The 16,127-nt window shown below is 60.2% G+C and carries 13 protein-coding genes, 4 tRNA genes and 1 other RNA gene; 13 read left to right on the top strand and 5 right to left on the bottom strand.

Translation table 11 applies throughout. From position 1 onward, the window contains the following. Positions 1-217: 217 nt before the first annotated feature. The 6 genes from thrP to ACJ8PN_RS17580 all read left to right on the top strand — a co-directional run bounded on the left by thrP (position 218) and on the right by ACJ8PN_RS17580 (position 2,412). Positions 218-1,621: a bifunctional threonine/serine APC transporter ThrP gene (gene thrP / locus ACJ8PN_RS17605; protein ID WP_351108006.1), complete on the top strand. Its 1,404-nt coding sequence runs from the start codon at positions 218-220 to the stop codon at positions 1,619-1,621. A gap of 135 nt (positions 1,622-1,756) precedes the next feature. Continuing rightward, a tRNA-Arg gene (locus ACJ8PN_RS17600) sits at positions 1,757-1,833 on the top strand. A gap of 63 nt (positions 1,834-1,896) precedes the next feature. After that, positions 1,897-1,972: transfer RNA gene (locus ACJ8PN_RS17595), tRNA-His, on the top strand. Positions 1,973-2,013: 41 nt separating this feature from the next. Beyond that, positions 2,014-2,100: transfer RNA gene (locus ACJ8PN_RS17590), tRNA-Leu, on the top strand. Positions 2,101-2,174: 74 nt separating this feature from the next. After that, a tRNA-Pro gene (locus tag ACJ8PN_RS17585) sits at positions 2,175-2,251 on the top strand. Positions 2,252-2,283: 32 nt separating this feature from the next. Beyond that, a non-coding RNA gene (locus ACJ8PN_RS17580) (RtT sRNA) lies at positions 2,284-2,412 on the top strand. 705 nt (positions 2,413-3,117) lie between these two features. On the opposite strand, the gene hemY is transcribed toward ACJ8PN_RS17580, so the two are convergent. The 4 genes from hemY to hemC are packed head-to-tail and all read right to left on the bottom strand — an operon-like array spanning position 3,118 to position 7,143. Further along, entirely contained in the window at positions 3,118-4,314 is a 1,197-nt protein-coding gene (gene hemY / locus ACJ8PN_RS17575) for a protoheme IX biogenesis protein HemY (RefSeq protein WP_442535125.1), read from the bottom strand. 3 nt (positions 4,315-4,317) lie between these two features. Beyond that, positions 4,318-5,442, bottom strand: coding sequence for a uroporphyrinogen-III C-methyltransferase (gene hemX / locus ACJ8PN_RS17570; protein ID WP_004934230.1), 1,125 nt, complete (start codon positions 5,440-5,442; stop codon positions 4,318-4,320). 22 nt (positions 5,443-5,464) lie between these two features. Continuing rightward, entirely contained in the window at positions 5,465-6,205 is a 741-nt protein-coding gene (gene hemD, locus ACJ8PN_RS17565; RefSeq protein WP_015376261.1) for a uroporphyrinogen-III synthase, read from the bottom strand. Then, complete coding sequence (gene hemC / locus ACJ8PN_RS17560) at positions 6,202-7,143, bottom strand: hydroxymethylbilane synthase (protein WP_049186147.1); 942 nt, start codon at positions 7,141-7,143, stop codon at positions 6,202-6,204. The genes hemD and hemC overlap by 4 nt, the downstream gene beginning before the upstream one ends. A 316-nt stretch (positions 7,144-7,459) precedes the next feature. Between hemC and ACJ8PN_RS17555 the strand changes: the two genes are divergently transcribed. Then, positions 7,460-10,012, top strand: a complete 2,553-nt coding sequence (locus ACJ8PN_RS17555) for a class I adenylate cyclase (RefSeq protein ID WP_033631486.1) — start codon at positions 7,460-7,462, stop codon at positions 10,010-10,012. Between the two features lie 36 nt (positions 10,013-10,048). Here the strand turns inward: ACJ8PN_RS17555 and cyaY are convergent, their stop codons facing one another. Further along, positions 10,049-10,369 carry an iron donor protein CyaY gene (gene cyaY, locus ACJ8PN_RS17550; RefSeq protein ID WP_004934237.1) on the bottom strand — a complete coding sequence of 107 codons (321 nt, stop codon included), beginning with the start codon at positions 10,367-10,369 and terminating at the stop codon, positions 10,049-10,051. Between the two features lie 78 nt (positions 10,370-10,447). On the opposite strand from cyaY, the gene lptM reads away from it, so the two are divergent. The 6 genes from lptM to uvrD all read left to right on the top strand — a co-directional run bounded on the left by lptM (position 10,448) and on the right by uvrD (position 16,125). Then, entirely contained in the window at positions 10,448-10,654 is a 207-nt protein-coding gene (gene lptM / locus ACJ8PN_RS17545) for an LPS translocon maturation chaperone LptM (protein ID WP_004934241.1), read from the top strand. A gap of 71 nt (positions 10,655-10,725) precedes the next feature. After that, positions 10,726-11,550: a diaminopimelate epimerase gene (gene dapF, locus ACJ8PN_RS17540; RefSeq protein ID WP_004934244.1), complete on the top strand. Its 825-nt coding sequence runs from the start codon at positions 10,726-10,728 to the stop codon at positions 11,548-11,550. Further along, the gene (locus ACJ8PN_RS17535) at positions 11,547-12,260 is read left to right on the top strand and encodes a DUF484 domain-containing protein (RefSeq protein ID WP_004934247.1); all 714 of its coding nucleotides are present in this window, start codon (positions 11,547-11,549) and stop codon (positions 12,258-12,260) included. The genes dapF and ACJ8PN_RS17535 overlap by 4 nt, the downstream gene beginning before the upstream one ends. Beyond that, complete coding sequence (gene xerC / locus ACJ8PN_RS17530; RefSeq protein WP_442535124.1) at positions 12,257-13,168, top strand: tyrosine recombinase XerC; 912 nt, start codon at positions 12,257-12,259, stop codon at positions 13,166-13,168. Before ACJ8PN_RS17535 ends, xerC begins: the two co-directional genes overlap by 4 nt. Further along, positions 13,168-13,884, top strand: coding sequence for a 5-amino-6-(5-phospho-D-ribitylamino)uracil phosphatase YigB (gene yigB / locus ACJ8PN_RS17525; RefSeq protein ID WP_351107997.1), 717 nt, complete (start codon positions 13,168-13,170; stop codon positions 13,882-13,884). The genes xerC and yigB overlap by 1 nt, the downstream gene beginning before the upstream one ends. Before the next feature lie 78 nt (positions 13,885-13,962). Next, entirely contained in the window at positions 13,963-16,125 is a 2,163-nt protein-coding gene (uvrD, locus tag ACJ8PN_RS17520) for a DNA helicase II (RefSeq protein ID WP_015376268.1), read from the top strand. Positions 16,126-16,127: the final 2 nt, after the last annotated feature.

The raw sequence follows: 16,127 nt of genomic DNA, 5'->3' as shown, positions 1-16,127 counted from the left end.
GCGGCGAAATGCGAAACGATACCGCCCGGAAATTATCCCTGGCCGCTGAAGCCTGATGCGACAGCGCTGAACGATGTCCTTCTCACGGTAACTTCGCTCCGACTACCCGTTGATGCCAGTCCGATCGGCAGGGGATGATTTATTCTTTTAATAATGACAATAACGACCGGCAGCGGCCGGCAGGCAAACACAACCCGAGAAAAATTATTGAGGATTTATGGCACACAAAGAGAAACCGCAAGGGCTACACCGGGGTCTTGAGGCACGGCACATCGAGCTTATCGCTCTGGGGGGCACCATCGGCGTCGGCCTGTTTATGGGCTCGGCCAGTACGCTGAAGTGGGCGGGGCCATCGGTGCTGCTGGCTTACATCATCGCCGGGCTGTTCGTATTCTTCATTATGCGTTCGATGGGAGAAATGCTGTTCCTTGAGCCGGTCGCCGGGTCGTTTGCCGTTTACGCGCATAAGTACATGAATCCCTACTTCGGTTATCTGACCGCCTGGGGCTACTGGTTTATGTGGATTGCCGTCGGCATTTCTGAGATCACCGCCATCGGGGTGTATGTGCAGTTCTGGTTCCCGGAAATACCGCAGTGGGTGCCGGCGCTGATTGCCGTGGCGATGGTGGCGCTGGCCAACCTGGCGGCGGTGCGCCTGTATGGGGAGCTGGAGTTCTGGTTCGCCATGATCAAGGTCACCACTATCATCGTGATGATTCTGGTGGGGCTGGGGGTGATCTTCTTCGGCTTCGGCAACGGCGGTGAACCTATCGGGTTCGCCAATTTGACGGCGCACGGCGGTTTCTTTGCCGGCGGCTGGAAAGGCTTCCTGTTTGCGCTGTGCATCGTGGTGGCGTCCTATCAGGGGGTTGAGCTGGTGGGCATCACCGCCGGGGAAGCCAAGAACCCGCAGGTGACGCTGAAACGCGCGATCAACAATATCCTGTGGCGCATCCTGATCTTCTATGTCGGCGCGATCTTCGTCATCGTCACCATTTTCCCTTGGAACGGCATCGGCACTGCCGGCAGCCCGTTCGTGCTGACCTTCGCCAAGATCGGCATCGTTGCCGCCGCCGGCATCATCAACTTCGTGGTCTTGACCGCCGCGCTCTCCGGCTGCAACAGCGGCATGTACAGCGGCGGCCGCATGCTGTACGCCCTGGCCAAGAATCGCCAACTGCCGGCGGCGTTGACTAAGCTTTCCGCCAGCGGCGTGCCGGTGAATTGCATCGCCGTCACCATCGGCTGCCTGCTGGTGGGGTCTGCGCTGAACTACATTATCCCGAATCCGGAGCAGGTGTTCGTCTATGTCTACAGCGCCAGCGTGCTGCCGGGCATGGTGCCGTGGTTCGTGGTGCTGATAAGCCAGCTCTATTTCCGCCGCGCGCACAAGGAAGCGATCAAAAACCACAGCTTTAAGTCGATCATGTTCCCGTATGTGAACTATCTGACCATCGCTTTTCTGGTGTGCGTGCTGGTCGGCATGGGAATCAACCCGGATACGCGGATTTCCCTGCTGGTCGGGGCGATTTTCTTAGCGGGCGTCAGCCTGTGCTACTTCGCTTTCGGCATGCATAAGAAACGTCATCCGGCTGAAAATCGGGTAGAAACACGGCAATAAACGGTGAAAAGGGGCTACGGAGTGCGCTTTCCTGCGCAGGAGTGAGCAAAGCGTAATCAAACGCAACATTTCTGCGAAAAAGCACTAGACAGGATTGGCGTAAATCCGTAGTATCCCCTCCCGCAACGGCGCTACGCGCCCGTAGCTCAGCTGGATAGAGCGCTGCCCTCCGGAGGCAGAGGTCTCAGGTTCGAATCCTGTCGGGCGCGCCATTAAGTTTGTGCGCAGGAGCTGCGGTGGTAATATTACCGCGTGAGTAAGAAGAAGTAGTAATGGTGGCTATAGCTCAGTTGGTAGAGCCCTGGATTGTGATTCCAGTTGTCGTGGGTTCGAGTCCCATTAGCCACCCCACTTCCTGATGAAGTGAAGATTTAGCAGTATTTTGTGACAGTGCGAAGGTGGCGGAATTGGTAGACGCGCTAGCTTCAGGTGTTAGTGTTCTTACGGACGTGAGGGTTCAAGTCCCTCTCTTCGCACCACGCAAAATATATGATAAATATAAGATTTATATGGACAACGGTCTGATAAATCGGGTAGTATGAGCAACACAAATCGGCGAGTAGCGCAGCTTGGTAGCGCAACTGGTTTGGGACCAGTGGGTCGGAGGTTCGAATCCTCTCTCGCCGACCACTTTCAAAGAAACCGACGCAAGTCGGTTTTTTTACGCCTGCAGTTTATGAGGATGAGTACCTCCGCAGGAGGTTCGAGCCTCGCGAAGCGAGACGACGTTGCTTTAGCAACGGCCCGCAGAGCGCGTATCCAGGATGTGCGTAATTTTTCTCTCGCTGACCATTTTCAAAAAAACCGACGCAAGTCGGTTTTTTTACGTCCGCCGTTTATGAGGGTAAGTTCTTCCCGCCGCGACGAAACGCATAGCGACCAACCCGTGCAGCATTGCATGGGTTTGTGCGTATCTGAACATTGGCATTTTGTCTCAACCGGCAAGTGTGTAGGTTTTCAGCGACAATGTGGTTCGACGTTGTCGCCAGTTTGAGACAAATAATCCATTGATTTTAAACATTAAAAGTGGCTTTGGCTTAAGTCGTCGTTTTGCGGCGACAGCATCAGATCGGCCGTGGGTAAAGAACGACAGGGGACGGCATGCTGAGAGAAAGCTAGGGGGTAAATAAAAATTAAATATTTTCAATCAATTGGGTGATTTTTTTATAGCGACCTTCCTGGATATAAAAGTTGGCACGCCAAGTGCATTACCTATAGCGTAGATGCTCATTCCATTTCTTATGTTCGCCTTAGGCTTCATAAACCCTGGGAATGACGCAGAGCCGATTTAGGGTGCCTATCGCCCACGAGAACGATGACTAACCCGTCATCACGCTCAGGGCAAAACGTTGAGTGAGGCACCGCCCCTGTTGTCCTAGACCTGATTGCTTCTTTATACACTTGCCATGCGGCAAGTGTTTTTTTTTGCGCTTCAGCAAGCTAACGGGCAAAAAAAGCGCGGCACCGGGGCCACGCTTTCTCTACCGGGCGGGCCGTTATTCGCCGCCGTTCTGTTTCAGCGTCAACATCAGTCCCTCACGCCGCATCTGCGCCGCTTCATCCGAACGATGCAGTTTTTCCAGCGTATCGGCCAGCCAGGCGTAGTCGTAAGCATCCGGGCGCTGTTTCAACGCTTCGCGGAAGGCGTCGGCCGCTTGCTGCCACTCGCCGTGCTTCATCAGCAGTTGCCCCAGCGTGCTGTTCAGCAGCGGCGTCGCGCCGTGCTGCTTCATCTGCTGACGCAGCGCTTTCTCAAGCTGCTCGGGGTTGCCGGACTTCAACCGCGGCAGCAACAGCACCAGGCGCTCGTCATATTGGCGCTTCAGGCTATCGAGCACAATCTCCTGCGCCAGTTCGTGGTCGTTGCATTCGATCAGGTGCTCCACCATCGCGATTTGCAGCGGCACTTCGTGACGCGTCTTGCGGCTCTGATCTTTCCACCAGCGCTTCAGGCCTTCGCTGCCTTCGTCCGCCATCGCCTGATTCATCAGCCCGATGTAAGCCTGTTGCTGCAACGCCTGCAGCTGCTCTTCGCTGTGCAGTTCGATTTTACGCATCGACGGCAGCACTTCCAGCAGCGACGCATAGGCGCCGGTGCGCAGATAGGCTTGTTCCGCCAGGCGCAACACTTCCGGATGGCGTGGCGCCTGGTTCAGCAGGCGATCGACGCCGTGGCGCGCGGCATGGTTCTCGCCCTGCGCCAGCTGGATGCGAACCCGGGTGATATCCACCGGCAGCTGATCGGTATCGGCGGCTTCGGCGGCCCGCTCCAGATACTGATTGGTACGGAAGTCATCGCCGCGTTGCTGCGCGGCCTCGGCGGCCAGCAGGTAGTTCACCACCGGCTGTTCGGCGTGATCGGCGTTGCGCGTCATCAGCTTTTCAACCTGCTTGTAGTCGCCTTCCGCCAGTTTGATCAGCGCGGCTTTGGTTTGCTGGCGCGCGCGGGTGCGCTTGCGGCCGATAAACCAGCCGCGCGTGCGGGCGCCGGTACGGAAGGTGCGGCGCAGGATCCATTCGATCGCTAGCAGCACCACGAACAGCAGCACCAGCATGATCACCAGGCCGGTGACGCTGGTTTCAATATTGTAATTATCGGTCTGGATCAGCACATAGCCCTGATGCCCGGCCAACATCGGCCCGAGCACCACGCTGGCGATCACCACCAGGAACAGAAATAGCACGCGTAACATGGCTTAACCCTCCTGGTGAGCGGCAGGGGACTGGGTCATCAGGTTGCGCACCCGGGTCTGCATCACTTTTTCCAGCAGCGGCTGGCTCTTCAGCTGATCCGGCACATCCATCGAGATCGACTGTTGGCTCAGGCTGTCCAGCTCTTCCAGGAAGGCCTTGGTCGCCGGATCGGTGGTGTCGAAATAGGCGCGCACCCAGGTGGAGACGGTTTCCAGCGACTGCTTGTAGGTCTCGTTCTGATGGCGCGGGATGGCCTGTGCGGCCACCAGCAGGCGCGAACGAATGTTCTCGCGCAGGTAGATGTCCTGGTTCGGCGCCAGCAGCGGTTCGGCGCTGGTGTCGCGGCGGCGGATGGTGATGAAGTCGGCCATGAAATTGCGCCAGCTCTTGGCCAGGTTCTGCCGCCATTCGCCGATCGAGCCGGAGAGCTCGCTGCTGTTTTGATCCATCGGCGCTTCGTCGGTGTCGTTGTCCGCCAGGCGCAGGTTATCCACCTGATTGGACAGCTGATTGACCTTGAGGATGATGCCGTCGTAATCGACCTGGGTCAGCGTGGAAAGCGTGCTGATGTCTTCGGTAATGGCGCGGCGCACGTCGAGCAGGCTCGGATCGTTCATGTCCGCCAGGCTGGCGTCGGCGCTTTTCAGCAGCGCGGCGGCGCTGGTCACGTCCTGATCGCTCCACAGCTTGCGGCCGGCCATTTTCACCAGGAAATCGGCCTGCGCCAGCAGCCAGGTTTTGGCGTCGCTGCCGGAGATGGTCGCCACTTTTTCCTGCAGCTCGCTCAGTTGGCGCGCCAGATTCGCCTGCTCGCGATCGGCGGCGTCCAGGGTTTTACCCTGCTGCTGCAGCAGGCCTTCCAGCGCATTTCTTTCCTGCTGTTGGCTCTGCTTTACGCCTTCAAGCTGCTGTTGCAGAGCCTGATTGGCGGCGATCAGCTGTTGCGCCTGCTTGTGCGTGTGGTAATAGCCGCCCGCGCCGAGGGCGATGACCAGCACGATAGCGATCGCGCCGAGCACCGGGCCGGTGTTCTTGCCTTTGCGGCTGGCAGCGGCTGGCTGCTGGGAGCTCTCAACCGCGGTGGTTGGCTCTTCAACCGGGGCGGATGGGGTATTTTGTTCCGTCATAGTGGCACATCCCATAGTCAGATTATTGTAGCGCGCGGATCAGCGCGTCATTATCGGCGTTGTCAGCTACCCGAATCGTACGCCAGCCCAAGTCCCGGGCGAGGGTAGCCAGGCGTTCGCTCACTACTACCAGGCGGCAACGCAGCAGCCATGAAGAACGATAGTAATCAGGAACTAAAGTATAGAGCTGTTGTAACATTTCACCGCTGGTCACCACCAGCGTATCCACACCGGCGCGCTGCCAGTGGGCGCTTTGCTCGCTGCCGTCATAGTGCACCGGGCTACGTTGATAGCATTCATAATAGCTGACGTCGGCGCCGCGCTCGCTCAGCGTCGACCCCAACAGTTCGCGGCCGCCGTTGCCGCGTAAAATCAGCGCGCGTTTGCCCGCCAGCTTTTGCAGCGCCGGCAACAGCAGCAGCGTTTCGCTGATCTCGCGTTCGCGCGGGTATTCCACCGGCAAGCTGCTGATGCGGTGCAGCGCCAGCCCGGTGGTGCGGCCGATGGCGTAATAAGTCAGGTGCGCGGGCCAGCTCAGCCCGGCGCGGCCGATAACCGAATCGGCATAACTCACCGAATGCTGCGACAGCACGAACACCAGATCGCCGGCGCTAAGCTGCTGCAACGCCTGCGGCAGCTTCGGCAGATCGCCGCCGGGGGCGAAGTCGATCAGCGGTGCATGATAGGCAACCCGGCCGAGTGCGCGCAGCCGGCTCACTAACAGCTCCCCCGAAGGCGATGGGCGGGTTACCAGAATGGTCATGCCGGCGGATTTCCCTGATAAACTTCGCTCAGGATCTCGCGCGCGCCGCGCGCCAGCAGCTCTTCCGCCAGCTCAACGCCCATCCGCTCGGCTTCGGCGGCCGGGCCGCGGCGTTCGCCGCGCACCATCTGGCTGCCGTCCGGCGCGCCGACCAGGGCGCGCAGCCACAGGCTGTCGCCATCCAGTTCGGCATAACTGCCGATCGGTACCTGGCAGCCGCCTTCCAGGCGAGTGTTCATCGCCCGCTCGGCGCGTACGCGGGTTTCGGTGGCCGCATGGTTCAGCGGCGCCAGCAGCGCGCGGGTGACGCTGTCGTCGAGACGGCATTCAATGCCAACCGCACCCTGGCCGACCGCCGGCAGACACTCTTCGGCGCTCAGCGGGCTGCGGATGCGTTGCTCCAGACCTAAACGCTTCAGGCCGGCCACCGCCAGGATAATCGCGTCGTAGTCGCCGTTGTCCAGCTTGGCCAGGCGAGTGCCGACGTTGCCGCGCAGGTCGCGCACGATCAGATCCGGGCGGCGTTCACGCAGCTGGCACTGGCGGCGTAGGCTGGAGGTGCCGACCACGCTGCCCTGCGGCAGCTGATCGAGCGAGGCGAAACGATTGGAAACAAAAGCGTCGCGCGGATCTTCGCGTTCGCAAATGGTGGTCAAACCGAGCCCGGCAGGGAAATCGACCGGAACGTCCTTCATCGAATGCACGGCGATGTCGGCGCGGCCTTCCAGCAGCGCCAGCTCGAGTTCTTTAACAAACAGGCCTTTACCGCCGACTTTCGCCAGCGGCGTATCCAGAATAACGTCGCCGCGGGTGACCATCGGCACCAACTCGACCTGCAGGCCGGGATGGCAGGCCATCAGACGTTGCTGCACATAATGTGCTTGCCAAAGTGCAAGCGGGCTTTGTCGGGTGGCAATTCGAATAATTTTGTCTAACATGCTTGTTACCGTTTTTATATTTCGCCATCCATCCTACCACTGAGAGCCAATACTGTCAGTGCAAGAAGCCGGAGGCGGAAAAAGGACAACGGAATCAAAGGGACGTGTGATGTGCTTTGGGGCAGTTAACACTGCGGGTAAATCGTTTAGGGAAGCGCTACAATAATTGTGAAGCGTTACCTCCTTTACGGTCAATCAGCAAGGTGTTAAATTGATCACGTTTCCAGCAATAAGTCGCCAAATATTCTTCTTACACTAACGGCGCTTATGGAATACGGGTTTTTTTCTAAACACCGGGATAATCAGGCGAGACGTCTTGTACCTCTACATCGAGACATTGAAGCAGAGACTGGATGCGATCAATCAGCTACGCGTCGATCGCGCCCTGGCGGCTATGAAGCCCGCGTTTCAACGGGTATACAGTCTGCTGCCCACCTTACTGCACCACCACCACCCGCTGATGCCGGGTTACCTGAACGGTAACGTTCCCCACGGCATTTGCCTCTACACGCCTGATGAAACTCAACAAGAATACCTGAACGATTTAGAAGACAAATGGGGCAGCCCGTTTGATAAGCCGGCCAGCGGCGAGCTGCCGATCACCGGCGTCTATTCGATGGGCAGCACCTCGTCTATCGGCCAAAGCTGCAGCTCGGATCTCGACATCTGGGTCTGCCACCAGTCCTGGCTGGACAACGAAGAACGCACCCGCCTGCAGCAAAAATGCAGCCTGCTTGAGAAGTGGGCCGCCTCGATGGGGGTGGAAGTCAGCTTCTTCCTGATCGACGAAAACCGTTTCCGCCATAATGAAAGTGGCAGCCTGGGCGGCGAAGACTGCGGCTCGACGCAGCACATCCTGTTGCTCGACGAGTTCTACCGCACCGCGGTGCGCCTGGCTGGCAAACGTATCCTGTGGAACATGGTGCCGGGCGAAGAAGAAGCGCACTACGATGAATACGTGCTGTCGCTGTACGCGCAGGGCGCGCTGACGCCGAACGAGTGGCTGGATCTCGGCGGCCTGAGTTCGCTGTCGGCGGAAGAGTACTTCGGCGCCAGCCTGTGGCAGCTGTACAAGAGCATCGATTCGCCTTATAAGGCGGTGCTGAAGACCCTGCTGCTGGAAGCCTATTCCTGGGAATACCCCAATACCCAGCTGCTGGCGACGGACATCAAACATCGCCTGCATCAGGGCGAGATCGTCAGCTTCGGGCTCGACGCCTACTGCATGATGCTTGAGCGCGTCACTCGCTATCTGACCGACATCAACGACACCACCCGCCTCGATCTGGCCCGCCGCTGTTTCTACCTGAAAGTGTGTGAAAAGCTGTCGCTGGCCAAGGCCTGCGTCGGCTGGCGGCGCGAGATCCTCAGCCAGTTGGTCAGCGAGTGGGGCTGGAGCGACGAGCGTCTGGCGATGCTGGACAATCGCGCCAACTGGAAGATCGAGCGGGTGCGCGAAGCGCATAACGAGTTGCTCGATGCGATGATGCAGAGCTACCGCAACCTGATCCGTTTCGCCCGCCGCAATAACCTCAGCGTCAGCGCCAGCCCGCAGGATATCGGCGTGCTGACCCGCAAACTGTATGCGGCGTTCGAAGCGCTGCCCGGCAAGGTGACGCTGGTGAACCCGCAGATTTCGCCGGACCTGTCGGAAAACGATTTAACCTTTATTCACGTGCCGGTTGGCCGCGCCAACCGCACCGGCTGGTACCTGTACAATCAGGCGCCGGCTATGGATTCGATCGTCAGCCATCAGCCGCTGGAATATAACCGCTACCTGAACAAGCTGGTGGCCTGGGCCTATTTTAATGGCCTGCTGACGCCGCAGACCCGCCTGCACATCAAGAGCGGCAACCTGTGCGATACCGCCAAGCTGCAGGAGCTGGTGGCCGACGTTTCCCATCACTTCCCGCTGCGCCTGCCGGCGCCGACGCCGAAAGCGCTGTACAGCCCGTGCGAAATTCGCCATCTGGCGATCATCGTCAATCTGGAAAACGATCCGACCGCCGCCTTCCGCAATCAGGTGGTGCACTTCGATTTCCGCAAGCTGGACGTGTTCAGCTTCGGTCAGCAACAGCAATGCTTGGTCGGCAGCATCGATCTGCTGTACCGCAACTCCTGGAACGAGGTGCGCACCCTGCATTTCAGCGGCGAGCAGTCGGTGCTGGAAGCGCTGAAAACCATTCTCGGCAAAATGCATCAGGACGCCGCGCCGCCGGAGTCGGTGGAAGTGTTCTGCTACAGCCAGCACCTGCGCGGCCTGATCCGCACCCGTATCCAGCAGTTGGTGTCGGAGTGCATCGAGCTGCGCCTGTCCAGCACCCGGCTGGAACCCGGCCGCTTCAAGGCGGTGCGCGTCGCCGGGCAGACCTGGGGGCTGTTCTTCGAGCGCCTGAGCGTATCGGTGCAAAAGCTGGAGAATGCGGTGGAGTTTTACGGCGCCATCTCCAACAACAAGCTGCACGGCCTGTCTATCAAGGTGGAAACCGATCAGGTGCATCTGCCGCCGGTGGTGGATGGCTTCGCCAGCGAGGGGATCATCCAGTTCTTCTTCGAAGACACCTCGGACGACAAGGGTTTCAACATCTATATTCTGGATGAGTCGAATCGGGTGGAGGTGTATCACCACTGCGAGGGCAGTAAAGAGGAGCTGGTGCGCGACGTCAGCCGCTTCTACTCTTCATCGCACGATCGTTTCACCTACGGCTCGAGCTTCATCAACTTCAACCTGCCGCAGTTCTATCAAATCGTGCAGCTCGACGGGCGCACGCAGGTGATCCCGTTCCGCAGCAACGTGCTGTCCAGCCTGTGCGTGACGGTGGCCGACGGCGCCGCGCAGCCGCTGAAGCAGCAGTTCCAGCTGCATTGACGCCGCAAGGGCTCGGTGGCCGAGCCCCGCATTGCCTCAGGAAAAATGCAGTTCCTCACCGGCCTGCGCGCTGGCCGCTTCGCTGAGCAGTTGGTAAAACGGCTGCCCGCTGCGATCGCATAACCAGACGCCGTCGCGGTAGTTGAAGTGGTAGCCGCCGGCCTTGGTGGCGAGCCACACCTGGTGCAGCGGCTCCTGGCGGTTGATGACGATTTTGGTGCCGTTTTCGAAGCTCAGCGTCATCACGCCGCCATTGGTTTCGTAATCGATGTCCGCATCGCCGTCAAAATCGTCCAGTGTCTCTTCAATATTCAGCATCAGCTGGTCGGCCAACTGGTGAAACTCGCTGTCGTTCATATTCAATTCCTATTGCTTTTCATGATCCACCTGCGATTATAGAGACCTTGGACGCATGAATTACAGGCATTAATGCAAATGAAAAAACAACTACGCTATGCGCTGATGGCAGTTCTGGTTACCGGCCTCGCCGGCTGTGGTCTGAAAGGCCCGCTTTACTTCCCGCCTGCCGACCCCGCCAGCCAGAAACCGGCCAAGCCGCCGGTGCAAACGGGCGATCAGGTGCAAAAGAACCAGCAGGAGCAGTCTGGCTCTCAGCAAAAACCGTCGATGGTTGACCAGTAACACCCTGTTTGCGGTGGCGAGCGCCGCCGTAAAATCAAGACGGATAGCGCGTCCAGATAGCGGAGTATGATATGCAGTTCTCCAAAATGCACGGTCTGGGCAACGACTTTATGGTGGTCGATGCCGTTACACAGAATGTCTATTTTTCACCTGAGCTGATCCGCCGGCTGGCCGATCGGCACCTGGGCGTCGGCTTTGACCAGATGCTGGTGGTAGAACCGCCTTACGATCCCGAACTGGATTTTCACTACCGAATTTTTAACGCCGACGGCAGCGAAGTGGCGCAGTGCGGCAACGGCGCGCGTTGCTTCGCGCGTTTCGTGCGGCTGAAAGGGCTAACCAACAAACGCGACATCCGCGTCAGCACCCAAACCGGGCGCATGGTGCTCAGCGTCACCGACGACGATCTGGTGTGCGTCAACATGGGTGAGCCGAATTTCGACCCGCAGGCGGTGCCGTTCCGCGCCGCCAAGGCTGAAAAGACCTACATCATGCGCGCGGCGGAACATACCGTGTTGTGCGGCGTGGTGTCGATGGGCAACCCGCATTGTGTTTTGCAGGTGGACGACGTAAAAACCGCCAAGGTGGAGCTGCTCGGGCCGGTGCTGGAAGGGCATGAACGCTTCCCGGAACGGGCCAACATCGGCTTTATGCAGGTGGTCAGCCGCGATCACATCAAGCTGCGCGTTTATGAGCGCGGCGCCGGTGAAACGCAGGCCTGCGGCAGCGGCGCCTGTGCGGCGGTGGCGGTGGGGATCCAACAGGAATTGCTGTCAGAAGAAGTGCATGTAGAACTGCCGGGCGGCAGCCTGCATATTCGCTGGAAAGGGCCGGGCAACCCGCTGTTTATGACCGGTCCGGCAACCCATGTCTATGACGGATTTATTCATCTATGAAAAGCGTAGAAGAACAGAGCGTCGCCGGCCTGGCGCTGGATGACGACACCGTGATGCAGTACCTGCTGCAGAACCCGGATTTCTTTATTCGCAACGCGCGCCAGGTTGAGCAGATGCGCGTGCCTCACCCGGTGCGCGGCACCGTTTCGCTGGTGGAATGGCATCTGGCCCGCCAGCGCAATCATATCGAACGGCTGGAAGAAGAGATCACGCTGCTGATGGAGCAGGCCAGCGCCAACGAAGGGCTGTTCGCCAGGCTGCTGCACCTGCAGGCCGATCTGGCCACCGCCGACAGCTTGCAGGACATGCTCAACCGGCTGCAGCGCTGGGCGCGCGGCTTCGGTTTGGCCGGCGCCACGGTGCGCCTGTTCGCCGAGCGCTGGAATATCGGCGCGCCTTCCGATTTCACCCATCTGGCGCTGACGCGTTCGGCGTTCGAGCCGTTCCGCATCCAGCGGCTGGGCAGCGAACAACACTACCTCGGCGGCCTGAACGGCCCCGAACTGCTGCTGCTGTTGCCGCAGGCCAAACAGATCGGCCAGATTGGTTCGGTAGCGCTGTCGATGCTGGGCGACGATGGCGAGCTGGGCATGGTGATCTTCAGCAGTCGTGATACGCAACATTATCAGCAGGGCATGGGCACGGTAATGCTCAATCAACTGGCGCGCATGCTGCCGGAACTGCTGGAACGCTGGATCGAACGCGCATGACGCCGATTGCGCCCAGCCTGCAGCAGCCGGTGGACGCTTTTCTGCGTTATCTCAAGGTAGAACGGCAACTCAGCACACTGACGCAGCTCAGCTATTCGCGCCAGCTGGCGGCGCTGATGCGCCTGGCGCAGGAGATCGGCGTCACCGACTGGGCGGCGCTGGACGCCGCCCGGGTGCGCATGCTGGCGGCGCGCAGCAAACGCGCCGGCCTGCAGTCCGCCAGCCTGGCGCTGCGGCTCTCTTCGTTGCGCAGTTTCCTCGACTGGCTGGTCAGCCAGGGTGTGCTGCACGCCAACCCGGCCAAAGGCATCCGCACGCCGCGCAGCGGTCGCCATCTGCCGAAAAATATCGACGTCGATGAAATGAACCAACTGCTGGAGATCGATCTCAACGATCCGCTGGCGGTACGCGATCGCGCTATGCTGGAGGTGATGTACGGCGCCGGCCTGCGTCTCTCCGAGCTGGTGGGGCTGGATTGCCGCCATGTCGATATGGCGGCCGGCGAGGTGTGGGTGATGGGGAAAGGCAGCAAAGAGCGTAAACTGCCGATCGGACGCACCGCCGTCACCTGGCTGGAACACTGGTTGGCGATGCGCGATCTGTTTGGGCCGCAGGATGACGCGATGTTTCTGTCCAATCAGGGGCGGCGCATCTCGACGCGCAACGTGCAAAAGCGGTTCGCCGAATGGGGCGTGAAACAGGGCGTCAACAGCCATATTCACCCGCACAAACTGCGTCACTCCTTCGCGACCCACATGCTGGAGTCGAGTGGCGACCTGCGCGCGGTGCAGGAGCTGCTCGGCCACGCCAACCTGACCACCACGCAAATTTATACCCACCTCGACTTTCAACATCTGGCGAACGTGTACGATGCCGCGCATCCGCGCGCCAAACGGGGGAAATCCTGATGCATTTTTATCGCCCGCTGCGCCCGCTGGCGGCGCTGACTTTCGATCTGGACGACACGCTGTATGACAACCGTCCGGTGATCCGGCAAACCGAGCAGCAGTCGGTGGCCTTCCTGCAGAGCTACCATCCCGGCCTGAATGGCTTCCAGTCGGCGGATTTCCACCGTCTGCGCCAGGAGCTGCGCGAGCAGGATCCGGAGATCTACCACGACGTCACCCAGTGGCGCTGGCGCGCCATTCATCTGGCGCTGAGCCGGCAGGGGCTGCGCGACGCTGAAGCGGCAATCGGGGCCGATGCGGCGATGCAAAACTTCGCGCTGTGGCGCAGCCGCATCGAGGTGCCGGAAGCGACCCACGCCACGCTGAAGGCGCTGGCCGCGCGCTACCCGCTGGTGGCGATCACCAACGGCAACGCCGATCCGGCACAGTGCGGCCTGGACGGTTACTTCCAGTTCGTGTTGCGATCCGGGCCGGACGGGCGCGCCAAACCGTACCAGGACATGTATCACCTGGCCGTCGAACGGCTGGGCGTGGAGCCCGGGCAGATCCTGCACGTGGGCGACGATCTGACTACCGACGTCGCCGGTGCGCTGCGCGCGGGGCTGCAGGCCTGTTGGATCAACGATCGGCAACGCTGTCTGATGCAGGCCGCCGACAGCCGCCTGCTGCCGCATATTGAGATTTCGCAGTTGGCATCGCTGACAGCATTGTTATAATCCCTGCCAGAACTCTGTATAAATTTCCAGTGAAAAACCCGTCACCGGCGGGTTTTCCCTTAACCATTAGTGGTGCCTATGGACGTCTCCGATCTGCTCGACAGCCTGAATGAAAAACAACGTGAAGCCGTGGCGGCGCCGCGCAGCAACCTGTTGGTTCTGGCCGGAGCGGGCAGCGGCAAGACGCGGGTGCTGGTGCATCGCATCGCCTGGCTGCTGTCGGTGGAGAACTGCTCGCCGTATTCGATCATGGCGGTGACCTTCACCAACAAGGCGGCGGCGGAAATGCGTCACCGAATCGAACATCTGATCGGCACCAGCCAGGGCGGCATGTGGATCGGCACCTTCCACGGCCTGGCGCATCGTCTGTTGCGCGCCCATCACCTGGAGGCCAACCTGCCGCAGGATTTCCAGATCCTCGACAGCGATGACCAACTGCGGTTGCTCAAGCGCATCATCAAGGCGCTGAACGTCGACGAGAAGCAGTGGCCGCCGCGTCAGGCGATGTGGTACATCAACGGCAAGAAAGATGAGGGCCTGCGCCCGCAGCACGTCGAAACTTACAACAACCCGGTGGAGGCCACCTGGCTGCGCATCTACCAGGCCTATCAGGAAGCCTGCGATCGCGCGGGGCTGGTGGATTTCGCCGAGCTGCTGCTGCGCGCGCACGAGCTGTGGCTGAACAAGCCGCATATCCTCAACCACTACCGCGAACGTTTCACCAACGTGCTGGTGGACGAATTCCAGGATACCAACAGCATCCAGTACGCCTGGATCCGTTTGCTGGCGGGCGGCAACAGCAGCGTGATGATCGTCGGTGACGATGACCAGTCGATCTACGGCTGGCGCGGCGCGCAGGTGGAAAACATCCAGCGCTTCCTGAAAGATTTCCCCGGCGCGGAAACCATCCGCCTGGAGCAGAACTACCGTTCCACCAGCAACATCCTGAAAGCGGCCAACACCCTGATCGCCAACAACGACGGGCGCATGGGCAAAAACCTGTGGACCGAAGGCGGCGAAGGTGAACCGATTTCCCTCTACTGCGCCTTCAACGAACTCGACGAAGCGCGCTTCGTGGTCAACCGCATCAAGACCTGGCAAGACAACGGCGGGGCGCTGAACGACTGCGCTATCCTGTACCGCAGCAACGCCCAGTCGCGCGTGCTGGAAGAGGCGCTGCTGCAGACGGCGATGCCGTACCGCATCTACGGCGGCCAGCGCTTCTTCGAACGCCAGGAAATCAAGGATGCGCTGGCTTACCTGCGCCTCATTTCCAACCGCAACGACGACGCAGCCTTCGAGCGCGTGGTCAACACCCCGACGCGCGGCATCGGCGATCGCACCCTCGACGTGGTGCGCCAGGCGGCGCGCGATCGCCAGCTGACGCTGTGGCAGGCGACGCGCGAGCTGATGCAGGACAAGGTGTTGGCCGGCCGCGCCGCGTCGGCGCTGCAGCGTTTCATCGAACTGGTGGAATCGTTGGCCCATGAAACCGCCGACATGCCGCTGCATGTGCAGACCGACAGGGTGATCCGCGACTCCGGGCTGTTCATCATGTATGAACAGGAGAAGGGCGAGAAGGGGCAGGCGCGTATCGAAAACCTCGAGGAACTGGTGACGGCGACGCGCCAGTTCAGCTATCAGGACGAAGATCAGGATCTGATGCCGCTGCAGGCGTTCCTGTCGCATGCGGCGCTGGAAGCGGGCGAAGGCCAGGCCGACGCCTATCAGGACGCGGTGCAGCTGATGACTCTGCACTCGGCCAAGGGGCTGGAGTTCCCGCTGGTGTTTATCGTCGGCATGGAAGAGGGCATGTTCCCGAGCCAGATGTCGCTGGATGAAGGCGGCCGTCTGGAGGAGGAGCGCCGTCTGGCCTATGTGGGCGTAACGCGCGCTATGCAGAAGCTGACGCTGACCTATGCCGAAACGCGCCGTCTGTACGGCAAAGAGGTTTACCATCGGCCGTCGCGCTTTATCGGCGAACTGCCGGAGGAGTGCGTGGAAGAAGTGCGCCTGCGCGCCAGCGTATCGCGCCCGGTCAATCACCGCCGCATGGGCACGCCGATCAGCGAGAACGACACCGGTTACAAGCTGGGCCAGCGCGTGCGCCATCCCAAGTTTGGCGAAGGCACCATCGTCAATCTGGAGGGCAGCGGCGAGCACAGCCGGCTGCAGATCGCCTTCCCGGGCGAGGGCATCAAATGGCTGGTGGCGGCCTACGCGCGTTTGGAAACGGTCTAACG

This window comes from Serratia sp. CY76391 (genome assembly GCF_052166695.1).
Lineage (GTDB): Bacteria > Pseudomonadota > Gammaproteobacteria > Enterobacterales > Enterobacteriaceae > Serratia > Serratia nematodiphila.
The sequence above is the reverse complement of the archived record's forward strand: the minus strand, read 5'-3'. Positions and strand labels throughout refer to the sequence as shown.

What these genes read in the sequence shown, in the direction of transcription:
- xerC (WP_442535124.1), top strand. Translation starts at nt 12,257, where the DNA reads ATGACGCCGATTGCGCCCAGCCTGCAGCAGCCGGTGGACGCTTTTCTG.
- yigB (WP_351107997.1), top strand. Translation starts at nt 13,168, where the DNA reads ATGCATTTTTATCGCCCGCTGCGCCCGCTGGCGGCGCTGACTTTCGAT.
- ACJ8PN_RS17535 (WP_004934247.1), top strand. Translation starts at nt 11,547, where the DNA reads ATGAAAAGCGTAGAAGAACAGAGCGTCGCCGGCCTGGCGCTGGATGAC.
- dapF (WP_004934244.1), top strand. Translation starts at nt 10,726, where the DNA reads ATGCAGTTCTCCAAAATGCACGGTCTGGGCAACGACTTTATGGTGGTC.
- hemY (WP_442535125.1), bottom strand. Translation starts at nt 4,314, where the DNA reads ATGTTACGCGTGCTATTTCTGTTCCTGGTGGTGATCGCCAGCGTGGTG.
- hemC (WP_049186147.1), bottom strand. Translation starts at nt 7,143, where the DNA reads ATGTTAGACAAAATTATTCGAATTGCCACCCGACAAAGCCCGCTTGCA.
- cyaY (WP_004934237.1), bottom strand. Translation starts at nt 10,369, where the DNA reads ATGAACGACAGCGAGTTTCACCAGTTGGCCGACCAGCTGATGCTGAAT.
- thrP (WP_351108006.1), top strand. Translation starts at nt 218, where the DNA reads ATGGCACACAAAGAGAAACCGCAAGGGCTACACCGGGGTCTTGAGGCA.
- hemX (WP_004934230.1), bottom strand. Translation starts at nt 5,442, where the DNA reads ATGACGGAACAAAATACCCCATCCGCCCCGGTTGAAGAGCCAACCACC.
- hemD (WP_015376261.1), bottom strand. Translation starts at nt 6,205, where the DNA reads ATGACCATTCTGGTAACCCGCCCATCGCCTTCGGGGGAGCTGTTAGTG.
- uvrD (WP_015376268.1), top strand. Translation starts at nt 13,963, where the DNA reads ATGGACGTCTCCGATCTGCTCGACAGCCTGAATGAAAAACAACGTGAA.
- lptM (WP_004934241.1), top strand. Translation starts at nt 10,448, where the DNA reads ATGAAAAAACAACTACGCTATGCGCTGATGGCAGTTCTGGTTACCGGC.